This is a genomic window from Candidatus Cloacimonadota bacterium (assembly GCA_028706475.1).
Lineage (GTDB): Bacteria > Cloacimonadota > Cloacimonadia > Cloacimonadales > Cloacimonadaceae > UBA5456.
Genome location: JAQWBI010000005.1, coordinates 33,206 through 51,975, shown reverse-complemented (window position 1 = coordinate 51,975; position 18,770 = coordinate 33,206). Strand labels below are relative to the sequence as shown.

Genomic DNA, 18,770 nt, shown 5'->3' with positions numbered 1-18,770 from the left:
ATAAATAGTGGCCACTCACAAACCGGTAATTATCAACGAACTCTTCGGCGAACTGTGCCTCCCTCCCGAAGGAGAGCACTGGAACGTAGCTTATTGCAAACCTCGTAGAGAGAAGCGTGTGGCAGAGTTTGCCGCCAAAAACCTGATTCACTACTACCTGCCCCAGTTAAAGACATCAAAGATATACCAACGCCGCAAAGTAGTTTCCACTCAACCGATGTTTCCCGGTTACATTTTTTTAGTGCTCTCGGTAGCAAACAAGGAGCTTGTATCTCAATCTGGGCTGATCGTCAATTACATCCGCGTGGTAAATGAACAGGAACTATTGAACGATCTTTCTCGCATCTGCTTCACAGGGAAAAAAGAAGTACCCATGAAACGCGCATTGTGGCTCTTCAAAGGTTTGGAAGTAGAGATCACGGAAGGTGCGCTTAAAGGCATGAGAGGCATCGTGGAAAGTCACGACAAAATATCAGAAGTACGCTTGCAGGTTGATCTTCTCCGGCAAGCTGTAATGGTAAAAATCGATCCTGAGAACATCAAAATTATTGGTGAATACGAAATAGAGGAGATCGAAGAATGAAGATTCTGATTACTGGAGCTGCCGGATTTATCGCATCCCATATAGCAGATGCTTGTATTAATGCAGGATATGAAGTAGTGATAGTAGACAACTTGCGTAGTGGCTACAAACGCAATCTAAATCCCCTCGCGAAATTTATCGAAATGGATATTTGCGATCCCGCAATCGATAATGTGATTGCAGCAGAAAAACCGGATATCATAGATCATCATGCCGCTCAAATCTCCGTCCCGCTTTCAATTGAAGATCCTCTTACTGATGCCGAGATCAATGTAAAAGGTCTGATTAACCTCCTCCAAGCAGCAGTTAAACACTCTGTAAAGAAAATCGTTTACATCTCCTCCGGTGGTGCCATGTACGGAGAAGCCGAAGAATATCCCACTACCGAAACATACATTCCCCGTCCTCTTTCTGTTTACGCCATCAACAAAATGGTGGGTGAAAACTACCTGTATTTCTACAATCAACAATATGGTCTGGATTACACCGTACTACGTTATGCCAATGTCTTTGGCCCCCGCCAGGTCTCACACGGTGAAGCAGGTGTGGTATCGATCTTTGTGGAAAAGCTTCTGAAAGGCGAAACCCCCACTCTGAATACGTACCCCAATGAACCGGATGGGATGATCCGAGACTATGTTTTTGTAACAGATGTAGTAAAAGCCAATCTGATCGCCTTTGAGAAAGGAAGCGGTGAAGCCTTCAACATCGGTACCTGCACACCCACTACAACCAGGCAGCTATACGATGAGATTTCCCGCCAGTTGAAACTTTGCATCGAACCACGGAAAGCGGACGCACGCAAGGGGGATCTGCATCGTTCGATGCTGGATTACAATAAAGCCAAACGCATACTGAACTGGCAACCAGAGTACGACCTTAGCCAGGGTATTGCACAAGTGATAAGCTATTACAAAGACTTATTGGGAGTCGAACAATGAAGCTTGCAGTGATAGGATCCGGTTATGTAGGGCTCACCAGTGGCGCTTGCTTTGCCGATATGGGCAACAACGTGATCTGCGTGGATAACAACAACCGCAAGATCGAAATGTTAAAACAGGGAGACATCCCCATCTTCGAGCCCGGTTTGGACAGTATGATCAAGCGCAATGTAACCGAAGGCAGAATAAGCTTTAGCACAGACATCAAAACCGCTGTCGAGGATTCCCTCATCCTGTTCATCGCAGTGGGCACTCCTCCCGAAGAAGACGGTAGTGCTGATCTTTCTCATGTACTGGCATCAGCAGGCGAGATAGCTGAATACATGAACGAATACAAGATCATAGTGGACAAATCCACTGTACCGGTCGGCACCGCAGATAGGGTGAAAGCCAGAATCCAGGAAGTGCTGGATAGAAGAGGCAGCAAGGTCCCCTTCGATGTGGTGTCCAATCCGGAGTTTCTGAAAGAAGGCGCTGCCATCGAAGACTTTATGCGCCCTGACCGTGTAGTGATAGGAACAGACAGTGAACAAGCAGCACAAGCCATGCGTACTTTATACGCTCCCTTCAACCGCACTCACGATCGCGTGATCGTCATGAGCATCCGTTCCGCTGAAATGACCAAATATGCGGCTAATGCTATGCTGGCTACCAAAATATCTTTTATAAACGAAATCTCCAGATTATGCGAAGCTTACAGAGCTGATGTGGAAGAAGTTCGCAATGGCATCGGCAGCGACAGCCGCATTGGCTACAAATTCATCTACCCCGGAGTGGGATATGGTGGCAGTTGCTTTCCCAAAGACATCAAAGCCCTTATCCACATGTCTTCCGAAGTAGGTTACGACAGCCGCATCCTGAAAGCAGTGGAAGCGGTGAATCAGGATCAGAAACTCCTTCTGGTGCAGAAACTGAATGCTCACTTTGGTCAAAACTTGAAGGGGATGACCTTTGCCGTATGGGGCTTGTCCTTCAAACCCCAAACTGATGACATGCGTGAAGCTCCCGCAATCGTGATTATCCGCACTCTCATTGCAGCAGGAGCCAAGGTAAGAGCTTATGATCCCGTAGCAATGACAGAAGCCAAGCACATCTTTGCAGACTTGGAAGGCCTTACTCTGTGCAACGATGAATATGACGCTCTCAAGGGAGCCAGTGCAATGCTACTGATCACAGAGTGGCACCAATTCCGCTATCCGGATTACAATCGCATCAAAGCCGAGTTAAAAGAAGCGGTGATCTTTGACGGCCGCAACCAGTATGATCCAAAAGCCCTGCGAGAAATGGGATTCACCTACTACGGTATCGGACGCCCCTGATTATATCTTTTGCTTGAGTGCGCTTCGCCTCGTCGCTTATGCACCAGCTTGCGAACAGAGGGGTCTCTCATAAAATATATGGCGGACAAAACTAGGACAAAAACGTGGTTTTCGTGAAAAAAGATGCAAACGGGAGAAAAAAGTCTTGAGGAAGTTCATTTCCCAAGGCTCCTCATAAAGCTAAGCGAAAGTATAGCAATAGAGTTATGACAGTATAGATAATACCTACATATAGGCAGACGCGCAAAAGGACCTCAGCAGGTCCTTTTTTTATTTCCCCCGAACAAAAGTGACCGGAACACCCAAAGCATCAAAAACCAGCTCTGAGGCTCGATGAAGGTTCCGATCGTAAAACAGATAGCCTTCCTTGCTAGCTCCCGCCTGTAAGTCCCCAAAAGTGAAAGAGGAGGCCATCAGCTCATAATAGCCTTCGATATTCTGCTCATTGTTCACCGGCTGCAAGGGATCCGCATTGAAAGGATCCTGCCATTGCTCAAACACATATTGCTGCCGGTAGCTGCTCAAAATGAATTCCAGATCTATGTAGTCGTACTGTCTGCCTCCGGATACCAGACTGAAGCTTTCCTGCGGCAATTTCAGCTTGCTTGAAGACACATTGCGTACCATTACATACATTGAGAAGAAGTTGTTGTTCAGATCCCGATAAGATCCCCGGTAAGATTGGGGACGGATAGCCAATTGCAAGCTATCCGTCCTGATTATCGCAAATCCTTCTTCTATTTGATAGTCTCCCGGCATCGGTTGGTATCCGCTGATTGCGCATCCCGTCAAAACCGCAAGAAGGATACTAGTCGTCAGTATCTTCGGAATCATCGTTATCGTCGATGTCCGTGTCGTCTTCGATATCCACATCATCGGCTTCCATCAGATCATCAGCTTCTTCCGCCAGATCAGTCAAGTTCATCTTGGGTACTTGTTTCAACTTCTCAATTTCTTTGTCCAAGCTCTCATCATCGGTGTCTTCCGGAGGTACGCGAGTGATGTCGTGAACTTTGTCGCCCTTGGTCAGGTTGATCAGCCTTACGCCTTGAGTGTTTCTTCCGATCGAAGATATCTCTTTCACGCTTTGGCGGATGATCATGCCATCGTGGGTAATGATCATCAGTTCATCTTCATCGCTCACCATCATCAGAGAAGCCAGATGTCCGTTCCTGGTGGTTGTCTTCAGCGTGATTACTCCCTTTGAGCCACGTTTTGTAGCGGTATAGCTGGAAATCGAGGTGCGCTTTCCATAGCCGTTTTCGCTAACGGTTAGGATCGTAGCTCCGCCTTTGCCGTTTTCCAGGATCTGTTCTGCACTTACCAGAGTCATGGAGATCACATAATCCTCGTCTCTCAAGCGAATACCGCGTACTCCTTTGGTAATTCTGCCCATGGCACGAATGTCTTTCTCGCTGAAGCGATTGCAATAGCCGTTTCGAGTTGCCAACAAGATGTCGTCGCCTTCCTCTGAGATTCTGGCATCGATCAGTTCATCGCCGTCCATCAGTCTGATAGCCCTGATTCCGTTGCTGCGAGGATGGGAATAGGCTGTCAGAGAGGTCTTTTTGATCAGCCCGTTTCTGGTGCACATAACTATGGTCTGCTTGGGATGGAAGGTCTTCAGTGTCACAAAAGCCTTGATCTTCTCTCCCTCACTAAATTTTACCAAGTTCACTATGGCTTTACCCCTGGCTGTACGGCTGGCCTCGGGAATCTCATAAACCTTCAACCAATGACACATGCCATGATCGGTGAAGAGCAGAATGTAGGAATGCGCACTGGCCACAAAGAGATACTGGATAAAATCCTGTTCCTTTAGGTTTGAAGCGCTCAAGCCCTTGCCGCCTCGGCCTTGTACTTTATAGGTATCCACCGGCAAGCGTTTCACATAACCGTCGTGAGTGATAGTTACCACCATCATATCGTCCGCAATGAGGTCTTCCATATTGAAGCTGCCGCCATGCCCCTCAATGATGGAGGTTCTACGCGGATCCGTGTATTTCTCGCTCATTTCCAGGGTTTCCTGCTTGATCAGATCCATGCGGAGTTCGCGGTGTTCTACCAATTCACGCAAGCGTGTAATGATGACCAATAGTTCACTGTATTCTTCCTCAATCTTCTCCAGTTCCATTCCGGTTAGGCGCTGTAAACGCATATCTAAAATAGCTTTGGCTTGAAGCTCGGAAAGCCCGAAATTCTCTTGCAGTGCCAGATTGGCATCGGGAGGAGTCTTGGAAGCGCGAATGGTGGCAATCACTTCATCCAGATGATCCAGAGCAATGCGGAAACCTTCCAGGATATGCATTCTGGCTTCGGCATTGCGCAGCTCAAACTGAGTCCGCCGCAGAACCACATCATGCCGGAATTCGATGAAATTGGCCACCATGTCCTTCATGTTCACTACTTTCGGAACACCATCCACCAGGCAGAGATTGATCACGCCAAATGTGCTCTGTAGCTGAGTGTGTTTGTAGAGCAGATTCTTTACTACCTGTGCATCGTGATTGCGCTTTATCTGTATCACAACGCGCATACCGTCTCTGCCGGATTCATCGCGAATATCGCTGATTCCATCCAACTTCTTGTCCTTCACCAGTTGAACCATACGCTCAATGAGTAACGAAGTGGTGACCTGATAAGGAATGGAGCGAATGATCAGGCGCTCGCTGTCGTTGGGCAAGGTTTCCACATCCACCTCACCCCGCACCAGCAGACGTCCGCGACCAGTTTCAAAGTACTCTCTGATGCCGTCTGTGCCCAGTATGATGCCGCCCATCGGAAAATCCGGACCCTTGATGTATTGAAGCATGTCCAGCGGTTCCAGTTCGGGATTGTCGATCAAAGCCACAATGGCATCACAGATCTCGCCGGCATTGTGAGGCGGCATATTGGTTGCCATACCTACAGCGATACCGGAAGAACCATTCAGAAGCAGATTTGGCATACGGCTGGGAAATACTTCCGGTTCCTTACGGGTATCGTCGTAGTTGCTCTTAAAATCCACCGTCTCTTTATCCAATTCGGATAACAGCTCGATACTTACTTTATGCAAGCGCGCTTCGGTATAACGCATCGCCGCAGGAGGATCACCGTCGATGGAACCGAAGTTACCCTGACCATCAACCAGGGGATAGCGCATTATCCACGGTTGTGCCATACGCACCAGGGTGGGATACACCACTTGCTCGCCATGAGGATGATAGTTTCCTGAGGTGTCACCGGCGATCTTGGCGCATTTACGGAAGTGTCCGCCGGGACTCAGATTCAGTTCGTGCATGGCATAAATAATACGCCGTTGCGAAGGTTTCAAGCCGTCCCTGATATCCGGCAGAGCGCGGGACACGATCACGCTCATGGAATAATCCAGATAAGCTTGTTTCAGGTATTCTTCTATTTGAGTGGGTATAATCTTTGTATTATCAGACATTTATAGCTCCATTAAATATCAAGGTTTTTCACGTAGCGGGCATTTGACTGGATAAATTCTCTACGCGGCTCTACTTCGTCACCCATCAGGATGGTAAACATCCGGTCTGCCTCGATGGCATCATCCATCCTTACACTCACCATCTGTCGGTAATCAGGATCCATTGTGGTCTCCCACAACTGCTCGGCATTCATTTCACCCAAACCTTTGTAACGTTGAACAAACACCCCTTTGTCGCCAAACTCTGCCAGGACTTCATCCCTTTCCGCTTCAGTATATACATAGCGCTTTTGTTTACCCTTGCGTACCAGGAAGAGCGGAGGCATCGCAATGTACAAGTGTCCATTCTCTATCACGGGGCGCATATACCGATAGAAAAACGTCATCAGCAGAGTACTGATGTGAGCTCCGTCCACATCTGCGTCAGCCATAATGATGATTTTGTGATAACGCAGTTTAGCAACATCAAATTCCTGTCCAATTCCCGCACCTAGCGCCAGAATGATGGGCTGGATCTTTTCATTGTTCAAAACCTTGTCCACACGGGCTTTTTCGGTGTTCAACATCTTACCCCACAAGGCCAGGATGGCTTGAAAGCTGCGATCCCTGCCCTGCTTTGCAGAACCGCCTGCAGAATCTCCCTCCACCAGGAATAGTTCTGTCTTTGCAGGATCGTTGATAGTGCAGTCTGCCAGTTTCCCCGGTAATGAACCGCTTTCCAGTACCGATTTGCGCCGGGTGAGCTCTCTGGCTTTACGGGCTGCCTCACGGCTACGGGCCGCCATTACACTCTTCATCGTGATGTTTCTGGCTTCTGCGGGATGCTCTTCAAAATACACCATTAGCTTCTCATATACGGCTGAACCCACTAAGCCTTCGACATCGGTATTTTGCAGCTTGGTCTTCGTCTGCCCTTCAAACTGCGGATTGGACAGCTTCACGGATATCACTGCGGTGAGCCCTTCCCGGATGTCTTCCCCGCTGGGGTTTACTTTCTCGTTCTTTAGAAGATCGTTGCTTTTGATATATGCATTCACCGCTGAAGTGAGACCGCGCTTGAATCCGGAAAGGTGCGTACCGCCCTCGATGGTGTTGATGTTGTTTGCAAAACTGAATATGTTTTCCTGATATCCCTCGTTGTACTGAATTGATACTTCAAACTCCATGCTGTCTTTGATGGATTCTATATGAATCGGCTTGGGAAACAGGGGTTTTTTGTTCTGGTTCAAGTATTCCACAAAGCTGTTGATACCACCGTCGTACTTAAAATCGTGCAAACGATCGCTACGCTCATCCTTCAGGATAATGCGTACTCCACGGTTCAAGAACGCCAGTTCCCGCAATCTGGTGGTAAGATAATCAAAGCTGAATTCCGTAGTTTCAAAGATCTGTGCATCCGGACGGAAGGTAATTATTGTCCCCTTACGGTTCGAGCTGCCTAATACCTGCAAATCGGTAACCGGCTTGCCACGCTCGAAACGCATGCTATATTCCTTCCCGTTGATATGCACTCTGGCTTCCAGCCATTCGGACAGCGCATTCACCACAGATACGCCAACGCCATGCAATCCACCCGATACCTTGTAGGAATTCTGGTCGAATTTGCCACCGGCATGCAGCACAGTAAGCACCACCTGCAATGCGGGCACGCCCATATCATCCTGGGTATCCACCGGGATACCGCGGCCATTATCGTCCACTTCCACATTTCCGTCCACGGTGATGGTGACCCGGATGAGGTCACAATAACCGGCCAGCGCTTCGTCAATTGAGTTATCAACTACTTCGTAAACAAGGTGATGCAAACCGCGTTCACCCGTGCCGCCAATATACATGGCTGGGCGTTTGCGTACGGCTTCCAAGCCTTTGAGCACCTTGATGTTACTCGCAGTGTAAGTTCTTTCTGGCATAATCTATTGTCTCCTATATGTTTAAGCCATTTTAGATAAGCTGTGGGGATTAGCTCGCATTTCAAAGCTCGTGCAAGCATCCTTATCTTGTTGCCATATAAAATGATATACCGAATCTGTCAAGAACTTTCTTGAAATAATCATGGCTTTTATTTGCTTGTATATCAATCAATTACAGAGCCATATATTTCACCCGGAAATCCGGATACAAAGTGCTCCGTTTCCAAGCTGCCCTACACTCCTCTTGCCCCTTGCTTAGATAGCTGCCAAACGAGACATAATCCCGCTATCATCTTGTGGTCATTGCATCATAACGGGATTATATCTGCATTGGTACCGCTTTAGTCACTAACTAACTAATCTTTCCTAGTAGCCCAAGTGATTGAGAGGCAGTAAAATAGCTTAAAATACTTCTTGATAAAAACACCTCGTATATTATTGTTGCTTTATGCTTTAGGCAATGAATAACAACGAGGTGTTAAAGTGAATTATCTAAGAATAGCCCAAATCAGTCAAGTCAAAACTTCAAATCTGGTAGAAAGCAATACCAGTTTCCTATTTAGGCGGTTCAAGTTAGTGAGTGTTCTCCGGCGACATGGCATTGGAAAAGATAAGAGATATCCGATTCAGTACATGATGTATCTGATGCTGATCATTATGCTTCAGGGATCACGCTCTCTGTTTTCCGGGATAGCCAGCCTTCAGGCAACAAAGCTTAAGAGTCCCATCAACAGTATGTTGAACAATGAGTTCTATAACTTCCACACTCAGACATGATGATTTCTGCGTGTTCATCCAGGCGTCTCAGTCTGGCAGCTCTGCCCTACTTCAATCTTAGCAGCTTCCGTTGAGCCGTCCTGCCCTGCTGGCGGATTCGTGCGAAATAGATTCCGCTACCTATAGTCTGCCCATTGTCGTCCTTTCCATCCCAATCGTATTCTCCGCTTTTCGTTGCGCCAAGGCTGCGCACCAGCTGTCCCCGCAGGTTGTAAATCTTCATATCCGATATTTGCTTTTCATCACTTCCCTTTACTACCAGTCTGGTACTTTTTGTGAAGGGATTGGGATATATTGCTGCAATCTGCAATGCTGGTGAAACCGGAGCCAGGGCATCATCATTGCTTACCGATTCCCCGAAACCAACAGTTAATATTTGTTGCAGTTGATCCCCCTGATTAGCTGCGTAGATGGGAAAACTGAATACTGCGCTTTTTCCCTCGCCATACTCATGGTAAACCGCTACAGCCAAGCCTTCATATTCTCCGTAAGCTGAATTCTGCTCATACTCTGTTGCATAAGTGTACCACACTTGCGCTCCGGGGGCCGGATACAGAGCTTCCACCCTGGTAATATGGTCTTCCAGGAATTCAAAGGTTTTATCCGGATCGATCGTAAAGTCTCCAAATTGATCCACTTGGGAGATCGCCCCAGAAAAGCGTGCCAGAGTACTGAAGTTTGCCCCGGAAATTCCCAAAACACTGTTTATATATGAGTCCGCATCAAAATATACAGGATATCCGGCATTGAGTTCAAATGCTTTGGTGGGATTGTAGCCGGTATAAAGCAGCTTGCCTCCAAAAGCAATATAATCCCGAATCACCTCCCTGATGTAATAGGGGGAGCTTGCGTCATAGAGATCCGTATTGTGCCACACTACTGTGGAGTATACGCAAATATCGTATAAGCTCAGATCCCGGTCAAGCGTTATTATATCCAGAGTATCATGATCAAAGCCATCCATAGCATTGGCATAATACTGATCCACCATTTCATCTGTGGGTTGAAAGGGATTTGAGCCGCTACCATCGGAGCTCTCGTCCACTATCAGAATTCCTTGATCTAGGCTTACCGGACGTGATATACTCTGGCTTCCATATTCGCTTGTATTACCATCATTATCGATGGCTTGCATTTGATAGTAATAATACTGTTCCACACTGCCAAAGACATCAGTATCTATATATGTACTGTCGCTTGCATCTGCTGTGGTAAGTAGAGAGAAGGATGCGCCGAAATCCGTGCTACGATAGATACTATACCCCGCCAGATCGCATTCCTGATTTGTTCTCCAGTTCAACCTTACTGCATCTGGGATTGGGCTGGCGGTAAAATCCTGCGGTGCCATTGGACTACTGAAGGGCACTCCGGATGAATATTGGCGATAGCTATCGTTTCCCGAGGTATCTACCGTATATACCATCACATTATACATTTGCCCTTCCACCAGACCTGTAACCACATAACTGTCAGCATCATACACGGCTATCGCTTCGCTTTGTTCCGGATCCCCCGTGCTGACATGCAGCATCACATGATCGATATCGGAATCAAGGGGTTCCTGCCAGGATACCAGCAGAGAATTTCCGTCACCATAGTCCCGTACTTCCAATCCGGATACTACTTTCGGCATATTCGCAAAGCTTACGGTGCTCACTAGAGAGCCTTTTATCACTTCCGCACAATAAGCTGGATTCAGATTGGCAACCACATCCTCATTACTGTGATACACGGGGCTAAAATCCTGTTCATAGAAATATATTACCGGATAACCCCTGCTCCAATAGGAAAAGCTGTCGCTGCTGGAGCTATTCAGGTTGCCAAAATTTGCGCTCAACGAGCTATACTCACTCACCAACATACTTGCATACTCGCTTTGTGCCAAATTGCCGTCGTAGGGCATCAACCGCACTGTATCAAGGTTGTCGGGGTTATTCGCAATCATATCATGATTTACCATCAGTCGAATGTTCTCGCCCATATCCACACTGTTCTGAGCGCTGAAGTGCGATCCATACAAACCGAATTCTTCAGCAGCAAAAGTAACAAAGCGGATGCTGCATTTTGGCTGATAATTTGCCTGCACCAATACCCTGGCTGTCTCCAAGGCGGCTGCCACTCCCGAAGCGTTGTCGTCTGCTCCCGGGGCAAAAGCTAAGGGATTCGTATAAGTTATGGAATCGTGATGTCCGCCTACTACCACGTATTCATCCGGAAACATGGTGCCTTCTATGGTAGCGACCACATTGTATTGCTGAGTATCATTCCAGGTAAATTCCTGCAGATGAGCATTGCTGATACCAAAGCGTTGAAAGGTGTTCTTGATCCAGTTCGCCACTTCCAAGCGGTTGTCTGCCAAAGCATAGCGTGTCTGCATATCTTGCAGAGACTGGATAAATGCTTCCACACTGTCTGCCGATACCATCTGGGACAATTGCGCAAGCTCAGTTCTATATTCCAGCACCTCAGGATAGCCAAAATCACTGTCCTGAACCGTTATCGGATTGAGGAGCAGATTGATAAACTGAGAGCTACATTCAGAGCGTAATTTCACTTCCCCGACTTCTGAGAACAGCAACATATCGCCATTTGGTAGCTGGTGGATACTGCCCAGAGTCTGAATCTTTATACGCTCCAGAGAATCTGGCGATTCAATCAGATATAGCTTCTCTCTGCCTGCAGGCATACCCAGGTATTCAAAGTCCGGATACACTGCAGGATCCAAGGCAGCTATTATATACTCGTCATTGTAATAATATATTGTAGCGTCTGTTCTTTGGGGACTTTTCACCCACTTCAGCGGATCAATACCTTTCTCTGCAGTCAAAACAGACAATTGTAAGCCCGACGCACTCAGAAGCGCTGCTATATTCACCAGAATAGCCAGAATTATGGTTCGTTTCATTTGCTCTTCCTTTTGAAGATTTGCTAAACTAAAATTGTTGCAATTTACATTCCAGCTAGGGCGTTTTTTTGAACCCCTCGGTGGTATCGATAACAAGGCCAAGCCATTCGTGATAATCAATTGGATATATTTCCATATCATATCGATATACGTTAGCTGGTTCTGGATTAATCCAGATCAGGCAAGTCATTACTCTACAGTATATTATCACTCAGCACTTAATTGGCACAAGTCTTGCTTATTAGATGCGGTAGATAATGACAAAATTAATAGGAGACAACCAATGAAGAAGCTATTTATGCTAACCCTGTTAGTATTGCTGACTGCACTACCCTTATTGGCTCAGGAAGCCGAAGAAACAACAAAGGACACAGAGGAAAAGGAAGATCAACTCATCATCATGAAGCTGAATGATCTGAAAGATGTGGAGAACACGGATTCAATTTTCCAATTTAGAATGAATGTGGATAGAGAAGCAAAGGATGCCGCTTATTTTGGTTTGTATCTGGAGGATCTCACTTTCCCCAAAGCTCAAGAGCTGCATTACAATGGCACGATTGGAGTACTGATCACAGGGGTAGTCGAGGATTCTCCCGCATGGCATTTCCGTTTACGTGAAGACGACGTGATCACTCATATTAACGGAAAGGAAGTTACGAATTACGCTACTTTCGAAAAGATTCGTAATAGCCTTCGCGCCGGTGATCAAATCAGCCTCCGCCTGTTTCGTGACGGTAAAACCGAAAGCATGGATATGACGGTTGGCAGCCGTAATAAAGACCTGGTAGATGTAACGGATCCAAAAGTTCCCGGCAAGAAGAAACTGAGTGCTGGTTATGGCGGTGGTACCTGGATACCTATGTGGATAGATCTGGATATGGAAGACATCAACTCCATCGTGACTCATGATTCCCTGGGCTTCAACAAATTCCGTGAAGACGGCCTCTTGCAACAAGGTTTGGGCGGAAAGCTCAGCATCGGTAAAGGATACTTTCTGGGCGGTCAGATCACGTGGTTTGAGGATACCAAAAAGACTCAGAACAACAGAGTGGGCATGAGCAACTATCAGATATATATGAGATACAAGAACTTGCTGGGTGGCGTCACTTTAGATAAACGCATCCCCATCACCAAGAACCTCTTGGTGGGCATGGGCTTGATGGTTGGCGGATCCTACCACGATTTAGAATTCATAAATACCGACGGAAATTACAACTGGGGAGAATTACCAGATACCATCACCGGATCAAACAACACTCATTTCCTGCTGCATAAAGGTTATCTGAACGTTCAACCCAGAGCCGAGATTATGTATCGCGTGCTTTCATGGATGGGCCTCCGTGCTGAAGTGGGCTATACTTATGGCTACTCTCTCACAAGAGATTGGCGCGTGCACGGTCTGGATGATGAAACCTTTGAAGTTCACGGTTCTCCGGACACTCCCTTCCAAGGCATGACCATTAGTATCGGCCCTTGGTTCGGTTTCTAAAGCTATAAACAAAAGCACTCCCTAAACATCCTGGCTCCTTCTTTCCGGAAGGGGCCTTTTTTATATTCTGCATAATAAGCTAGCACAGATGTTCTCCCCTACTTCATCCTTAATCTTTCCCAGTATTTCATCTATTGGCGAAGCAGATATTATCCCGTTATCATCGAGTGAGCACTCGACTATCCCCCGATTATATCTACTTCAGCACTGCTTGAAGCATGGGGATGAAAGAGCCCTTGCAGATAGTGAATTGTACTCTTATGGTGTGGCTCTTTCTACTTCATGTGATCTCATTATAGTGTAGGTTTGAGTAGAAGGCGACTTGTAGATCCGTAGCTCCGAGAGAGAGACGTAGCTTCGGAAAGCTACGATACGTCTCCTTTACCCCAAACCTTTGCTGCGCTCAGCTTTGGAGGCCCCGATCGTATTGATGCGCCAAAACAAAAATATTGCTTGACAGCCAAGACGACATTTGAATATTAGAAAATTCTTTGGTTCTATAAGGAGGTATTATGAACAGGCTAATGAAACCATTTCTTTATATTGTGCTTTTGGTTTTATTAATTTCATGCGAAAGTCGTAAGACTGTGGCTCCGGAAGTATCGGGGTATCCCACACTCAATTTCGCTGAGGAGAAGATTGATCTGGAAAATGGAGAGTATAGATTCAGGCAGATTATCGCAGTACAATCTCATAATCCGGAGAATTTCACCTATGCCTACAAAGTGGAGACTCTTCAAAATCTTTCCCTGCCGGGTATTGAAACAGATGATTCCGGCTGGATATTATGGCCCGGTGCTACCATTTGGACAGATAAAGACGAATTGAGTTTCGATTTTGAATCTGTAAATGGAAGTCTGACTAACCTGGTAAATTCCGTAAGCGCCAGGATCAGGTTTCCGGATGGACATATAGAAGAGCTGTCCTCACCGTTCAAGAGCAATCGGATTTTCGGTAGCAGATTGATTAGCCCCTCAGAGTATGGGGGCACTTATACTCTGGGGATCGAATTCATTTTGACGGAGGAGATTGGTGATGTATATGTGGACGGCAATTACGCTCATCATTTCATGTATCGCATCAATCAACTTGATTCCGACCACAATGTAGTCTCGGAGGGAACCTGGTACAATTCCATAGACTGCCCAGACATCCGCAGGATTCATCTGTCTCAACACTCCGAGCCGGCAATACTGAGCAATGAAGGCGATAGTTTCACAGAGTTCGAATATTATGTGGTAAGCAGAACCGGGGTCATCCAACAGGATCCGGGATCATTTGTATTCCGGGCTATATCTGGATTCCGGCCAGTAGCTATGATCTACCCCCAAACCGCCGTAGGTATCGGAGCCTATCATTATACAATGCAAGATCCCGGATGGGATCCACCCTTACCTACTAACAACAACGGTTATTTCAGGTCTCTGTGGAATAATGAAGGAGTATGGGAAGCCATCAACTCCGTGGATTTCAAGCTGCACATCCAATGGGGATACAGTGGACAATACAACGATAATAACCCCATAAACACTTGGGAAACCAATGTTGTCCTGGACGAAAACGGGGTAGATTACTCCAGCAACATAGTCGCTTTCTGGTTGCGTTTTGATAGTGACCCCTTCCCTAATCAGGATTATTATGCAGGCTCTGAAATAGTTAATGATACTAATGGAAACCCCTGGCTGAGAATTCATAACCTGAACCATATGAGCCGATATCATGTATTTGAAAACATGAATGATGGGATTCATTTGTTTGAGGTGATGGCGGAAGATCTTCAGGGTGAATTGAGTGATGTATGCCGATATGAGTTCAACCTGGCGCATTATGACGCTCCTTCTGCACGAGATGGATTGTTGATTATCGATGGCGATTCGGACAATGCAAATATGTCTCCTGATTATTATGTCGATTCGTTCTACTCCAATGTGGTACCGAGTACATTGGCGCCGGTATATTCCATGGAATTTGGTCAAACAGTATCAGCGGCTGCAATGATGAATCGCAAGGCTGTATTGTTCCACGCAGATAATCCTGTGTCATCAGTCGATCTTAGGAATCATCTGGATGCTTTGAATATCTATCTGAGTAATAATGGAAACCTGATTCTAAGTGGTACACACAAACTGATGAACTTCATCACAGAAACGAGCATGCATTATTATACTGAGCATATCATCAGTGATAAGTTTGGGATCAGCGATCCTGGCTTACTGGAAGTAATGGGTACGGGGCTACATTTGAATCCATTCTTTATTAAGGGTATTGGACTGCAGCAGTATGGGGATATTCCACTCAATCTGGGAGATCCCTTCAATCCCATTGTGGAACTCGGACAAGGTCTATCGGCTGTTCTGCTCCTTGACCCAGCGCTTGATCTGGATTGGATTTATTCGGTCGGTTGTAAACCAGTAGACCACGAAGTCTTCCCACCCACACAGGAACAGTATGAATATTATTCCTCGAAATATGTGGGATATCGCCACAACAGCGGCCAATCCAAGGTTGCAGTATTCACATTCCCTCTGTCCTACATGCAGGAGGAAGCCGTAGCCAACATGCTGGAATTGGTGGCAGAATATTTTCTGGCTGAAGATTATGCTCAAGGGAGGAAACAATGAAACGTCTAATGTTGATTACCCTGATGTTGCTGGCTATCGCTGCATGGGCTTTGCCCCTTGAAGAGAGAAACCCGGATCGAATGATGAATGATTATTATGTGGACAACGGAATTTTTGACTTCACTTTAAGCAATTATGGCATAATATCCTCTTTGAACTATCTACAGGATTATCGCCTATTGTATCAATCCGGCATCTGGATCTCGGGCAAGAGATACCGCAAAGATGATCTGGGCCGCCAATTGTATTGGCTACACTATCCACCTCAGGATGCCAATGATTTGGTGTACGAGGGGCATGAGCTCTGGAATCCAGATCTGGTCGCAGTTCAAGACACACTTAGTTCCATAGGAGTGGATGGTGATGATGATCTTCATGAACTACTACCGGCATACAATCCCTTGAATGAGTATGAATTACCTTCCATACTACCGAATGCCGCGTACTATTATGAGAATGATAGAGTATTGGAAAGCCTTATGGGAGTTCCCGCTCCGATCCCCTTCGATCCCTTCAATAGCGAGACCTTCTGTTTTTCCATAGCCCAGGAAGGCTCATTCGAAACTCCAGGCTTCATTACTCACAGCGCTTATTTCTACGACTATTGTCCCTTTGGCACTGAAGGTGATCGGGATTATGGTTCCTCTTCTAGCGTAAACACCCATTATCCCCTGGGTCTGGCAGTACATCAGGAAACATATAGCTGGCCCGTTCAGGATTATTATAAGTACTTGGTTCAGAAGCATGTGATATACAATACCAACGCAGAAGCCAAGATCGAAGACTTGGCCATCTCTCACTACTTTGATGCAGATATGGGCCCGGCTTCCGGGAGCATTGTAATTGCCTCAGATGATAAAAGCGGATTTGTGAAAGGTGAGGGCTATGAATTTGCCTATAGTAGGGATGCCAATACAGGCTTCGGGCAGATACCGTATTATATAGCATCCAAAGTCTATATACCAAATCTGCCCTTCTCGAAGAATCACGCATGGTACTGGCGGGTAGGTGACGGACCGGATGATTATAATCCCCTGAACTACATCCCATATACTATAACAGCAAATCAGAAGTATTGGCTGGCGACCGGCAGAAATCCCGATCCATCGAAATATACTCCCCTGCGACCGGAAAATCCTAACGTGGACGAGTATGAGCAGCCCAGTCCCAACGATACCAGAGTGCTGAACACCTTGTATGGGGCTCAACCGGGGATGGTTGAATACGATGAAACAGATAACGAGGGTAACTACCTGTATCGTCTCTCTCTGGAACCTCATGAATCCATCACTTTCTATGTGATTCAATTTGTAGGAGACTCCCTGGATGATCTGAAGACTCAGTCTCAAGCGATAGAATCCTTCATTGATAATGATTTCTATGTAGATCCAGAAGGTGATCTCACCTCAATCCCTTATCTGAAAGCCATCCAAAATCAGGCCCCGGATACCTTTGTATTGAACTGGTTTTCCATGACCAATCCCCATCACTTTGAAGTAGCATGGAAAGAGTACGGACAACCGGCTTCGCAATGGAACATCATTGAAATTCCGGGAGACAGTCGCAACTATAACCTGAGCGGGATGAATCCCATTACCTATTATGAGATCAAAGTGGGAGCGGTTTACTACAACCCCGATGAAGTGTATCTGGAAAGCCGCACTTTACTGGCTAATCTCACCTACATCGCAGTTGAGGACGAACTGATTACTGCAGTACCCAAACTAACAAATTATCCCAATCCCTTCTCGGGACAGACCCGGATCAACTTTGAACTGGATAAAAGCGCTCATGTGAAGCTGGATGTGTATAACAGCAAGGGGCAGAAAGTGCGCAATCTCAGCAATGGGATATGTGCAGGCGGACTCAATGAATTTGCTTGGGATACAAAAGATGATAAAGGTAGGAGCTGCGCCAGCGGAGTATATTACCTAAGGATGAAGAGCGGAGACAAGATATCCAAGCACAAGCTACTATTGATAAAATAAGCTCAACAACCGGGGCGGGTAATGCTATCCGCCCCCTTTTCCATAGTGTTCTAAAGAGCCGATAATCCGGCTTATCTACTGTTTTACTTTCAGCTCCAGCGCCAGGTACAGCATGGCCATTCCCAACATAAAGCTGAACAAGGTCATAGCAATGGACGGAATCACAGCATACATAGAAATGCTTAAACCCAGCTGCATGTTCCAATACATTATAAAACCCTTTACTGCGACAAAGATCTCGTATGCGCCAAAGGCGAACCAGAGCATAGCCAGAAACCAGTATTCAAAAGTGAATACCGCGCGCAATGGGTTATTGGGATCCTTATGATTTGCCAGAAGCCTGATCCCTGAGATCAGATAACTAAGGCTTATCAATAGAAGCACCATTGAATATACCATAATACGGAGAGAAGCATCTACTTCGCTAAATGAGGATTGAACCCTTAGAAAGAAAAATGCTCCAACTATGCCGACAATAAGCGCTACAATATTCCAGATGCGTGTGCCACCGATGCTGTAACGCAATGGTTCTAATTTCGGTAGAGTTGCATCATCGGAGATATCAATCAATGTGTCCGCGGGGGTGAAGTCGTAACCTCTGTTGCTTAATTCATCCATGATAGCCTTATACACTTCACTATCAGTTTCGGCACTTTCAAACAAACGCTCCAGCTCTTCGCTTTCGTAGCTGGTATAATCCGGGTTTTCGGGGGCAAGACCCGTTTCTTGATCTTTGTAATCCATTTTTTGTCCTTTAGTTTGATGATGGCAATATAATTAAATGCTCTATGCTGTCAAGCCCGGAAT

General features: G+C 46.3%; 11 protein-coding genes. 6 read left to right on the top strand and 5 right to left on the bottom strand.

Annotated elements, in window-relative coordinates; translation table 11 throughout:
• Positions 1–7 precede the first annotated feature (7 nt).
• From PHF32_02125 to PHF32_02115, 3 genes are read left to right on the top strand one after another with little or no spacing between them, the layout of a single operon-like run.
• Positions 8–583 carry a transcription termination/antitermination NusG family protein gene (locus PHF32_02125; GenBank protein ID MDD4559527.1) on the top strand — a complete coding sequence of 192 codons (576 nt, stop codon included), beginning with the start codon at positions 8–10 and terminating at the stop codon, positions 581–583.
• Complete coding sequence (locus PHF32_02120; protein MDD4559526.1) at positions 580–1,524, top strand: NAD-dependent epimerase/dehydratase family protein; 945 nt, start codon at positions 580–582, stop codon at positions 1,522–1,524. Before PHF32_02125 ends, PHF32_02120 begins: the two co-directional genes overlap by 4 nt.
• Positions 1,521–2,843 (top strand): UDP-glucose/GDP-mannose dehydrogenase family protein, encoded by a 1,323-nt coding sequence (locus PHF32_02115; GenBank protein ID MDD4559525.1) that lies wholly within the window; start codon positions 1,521–1,523, stop codon positions 2,841–2,843. The genes PHF32_02120 and PHF32_02115 overlap by 4 nt, the downstream gene beginning before the upstream one ends.
• A 270-nt stretch (positions 2,844–3,113) precedes the next feature.
• On the opposite strand, the gene PHF32_02110 is transcribed toward PHF32_02115, so the two are convergent.
• The 4 genes from PHF32_02110 to PHF32_02095 form a co-directional block, all read right to left on the bottom strand.
• Positions 3,114–3,602 carry a hypothetical protein gene (locus tag PHF32_02110; protein MDD4559524.1) on the bottom strand — a complete coding sequence of 163 codons (489 nt, stop codon included), beginning with the start codon at positions 3,600–3,602 and terminating at the stop codon, positions 3,114–3,116.
• A 49-nt stretch (positions 3,603–3,651) separates the two neighbouring features.
• A complete protein-coding gene (gene gyrA / locus PHF32_02105) occupies positions 3,652–6,273 on the bottom strand; it encodes a DNA gyrase subunit A (GenBank protein ID MDD4559523.1) in 2,622 nt (873 codons plus the stop codon).
• An 11-nt stretch (positions 6,274–6,284) separates the two neighbouring features.
• A complete protein-coding gene (gyrB, locus tag PHF32_02100) occupies positions 6,285–8,183 on the bottom strand; it encodes a DNA topoisomerase (ATP-hydrolyzing) subunit B (GenBank protein ID MDD4559522.1) in 1,899 nt (632 codons plus the stop codon).
• A gap of 823 nt (positions 8,184–9,006) precedes the next feature.
• The gene (locus tag PHF32_02095; protein ID MDD4559521.1) at positions 9,007–11,865 is read right to left on the bottom strand and encodes a M20/M25/M40 family metallo-hydrolase; all 2,859 of its coding nucleotides are present in this window, start codon (positions 11,863–11,865) and stop codon (positions 9,007–9,009) included.
• 283 nt (positions 11,866–12,148) lie between these two features.
• Here PHF32_02095 and PHF32_02090 point away from each other — a divergent pair, with 283 nt between their 5' ends.
• From PHF32_02090 to PHF32_02080, 3 genes are all read left to right on the top strand, one after another.
• The gene (locus tag PHF32_02090; GenBank protein ID MDD4559520.1) at positions 12,149–13,354 is read left to right on the top strand and encodes a PDZ domain-containing protein; all 1,206 of its coding nucleotides are present in this window, start codon (positions 12,149–12,151) and stop codon (positions 13,352–13,354) included.
• Between the two features lie 512 nt (positions 13,355–13,866).
• Complete coding sequence (locus tag PHF32_02085; GenBank protein ID MDD4559519.1) at positions 13,867–15,975, top strand: hypothetical protein; 2,109 nt, start codon at positions 13,867–13,869, stop codon at positions 15,973–15,975.
• On the top strand, positions 15,972–17,963 hold the full coding sequence (locus PHF32_02080; protein ID MDD4559518.1) for a FlgD immunoglobulin-like domain containing protein: 1,992 nt from the start codon (positions 15,972–15,974) through the stop codon (positions 17,961–17,963). Before PHF32_02085 ends, PHF32_02080 begins: the two co-directional genes overlap by 4 nt.
• A gap of 75 nt (positions 17,964–18,038) precedes the next feature.
• Here PHF32_02080 and PHF32_02075 read toward each other — a convergent pair whose 3' ends face one another.
• Positions 18,039–18,707: a hypothetical protein gene (locus PHF32_02075; protein ID MDD4559517.1), complete on the bottom strand. Its 669-nt coding sequence runs from the start codon at positions 18,705–18,707 to the stop codon at positions 18,039–18,041.
• Positions 18,708–18,770: the final 63 nt, after the last annotated feature.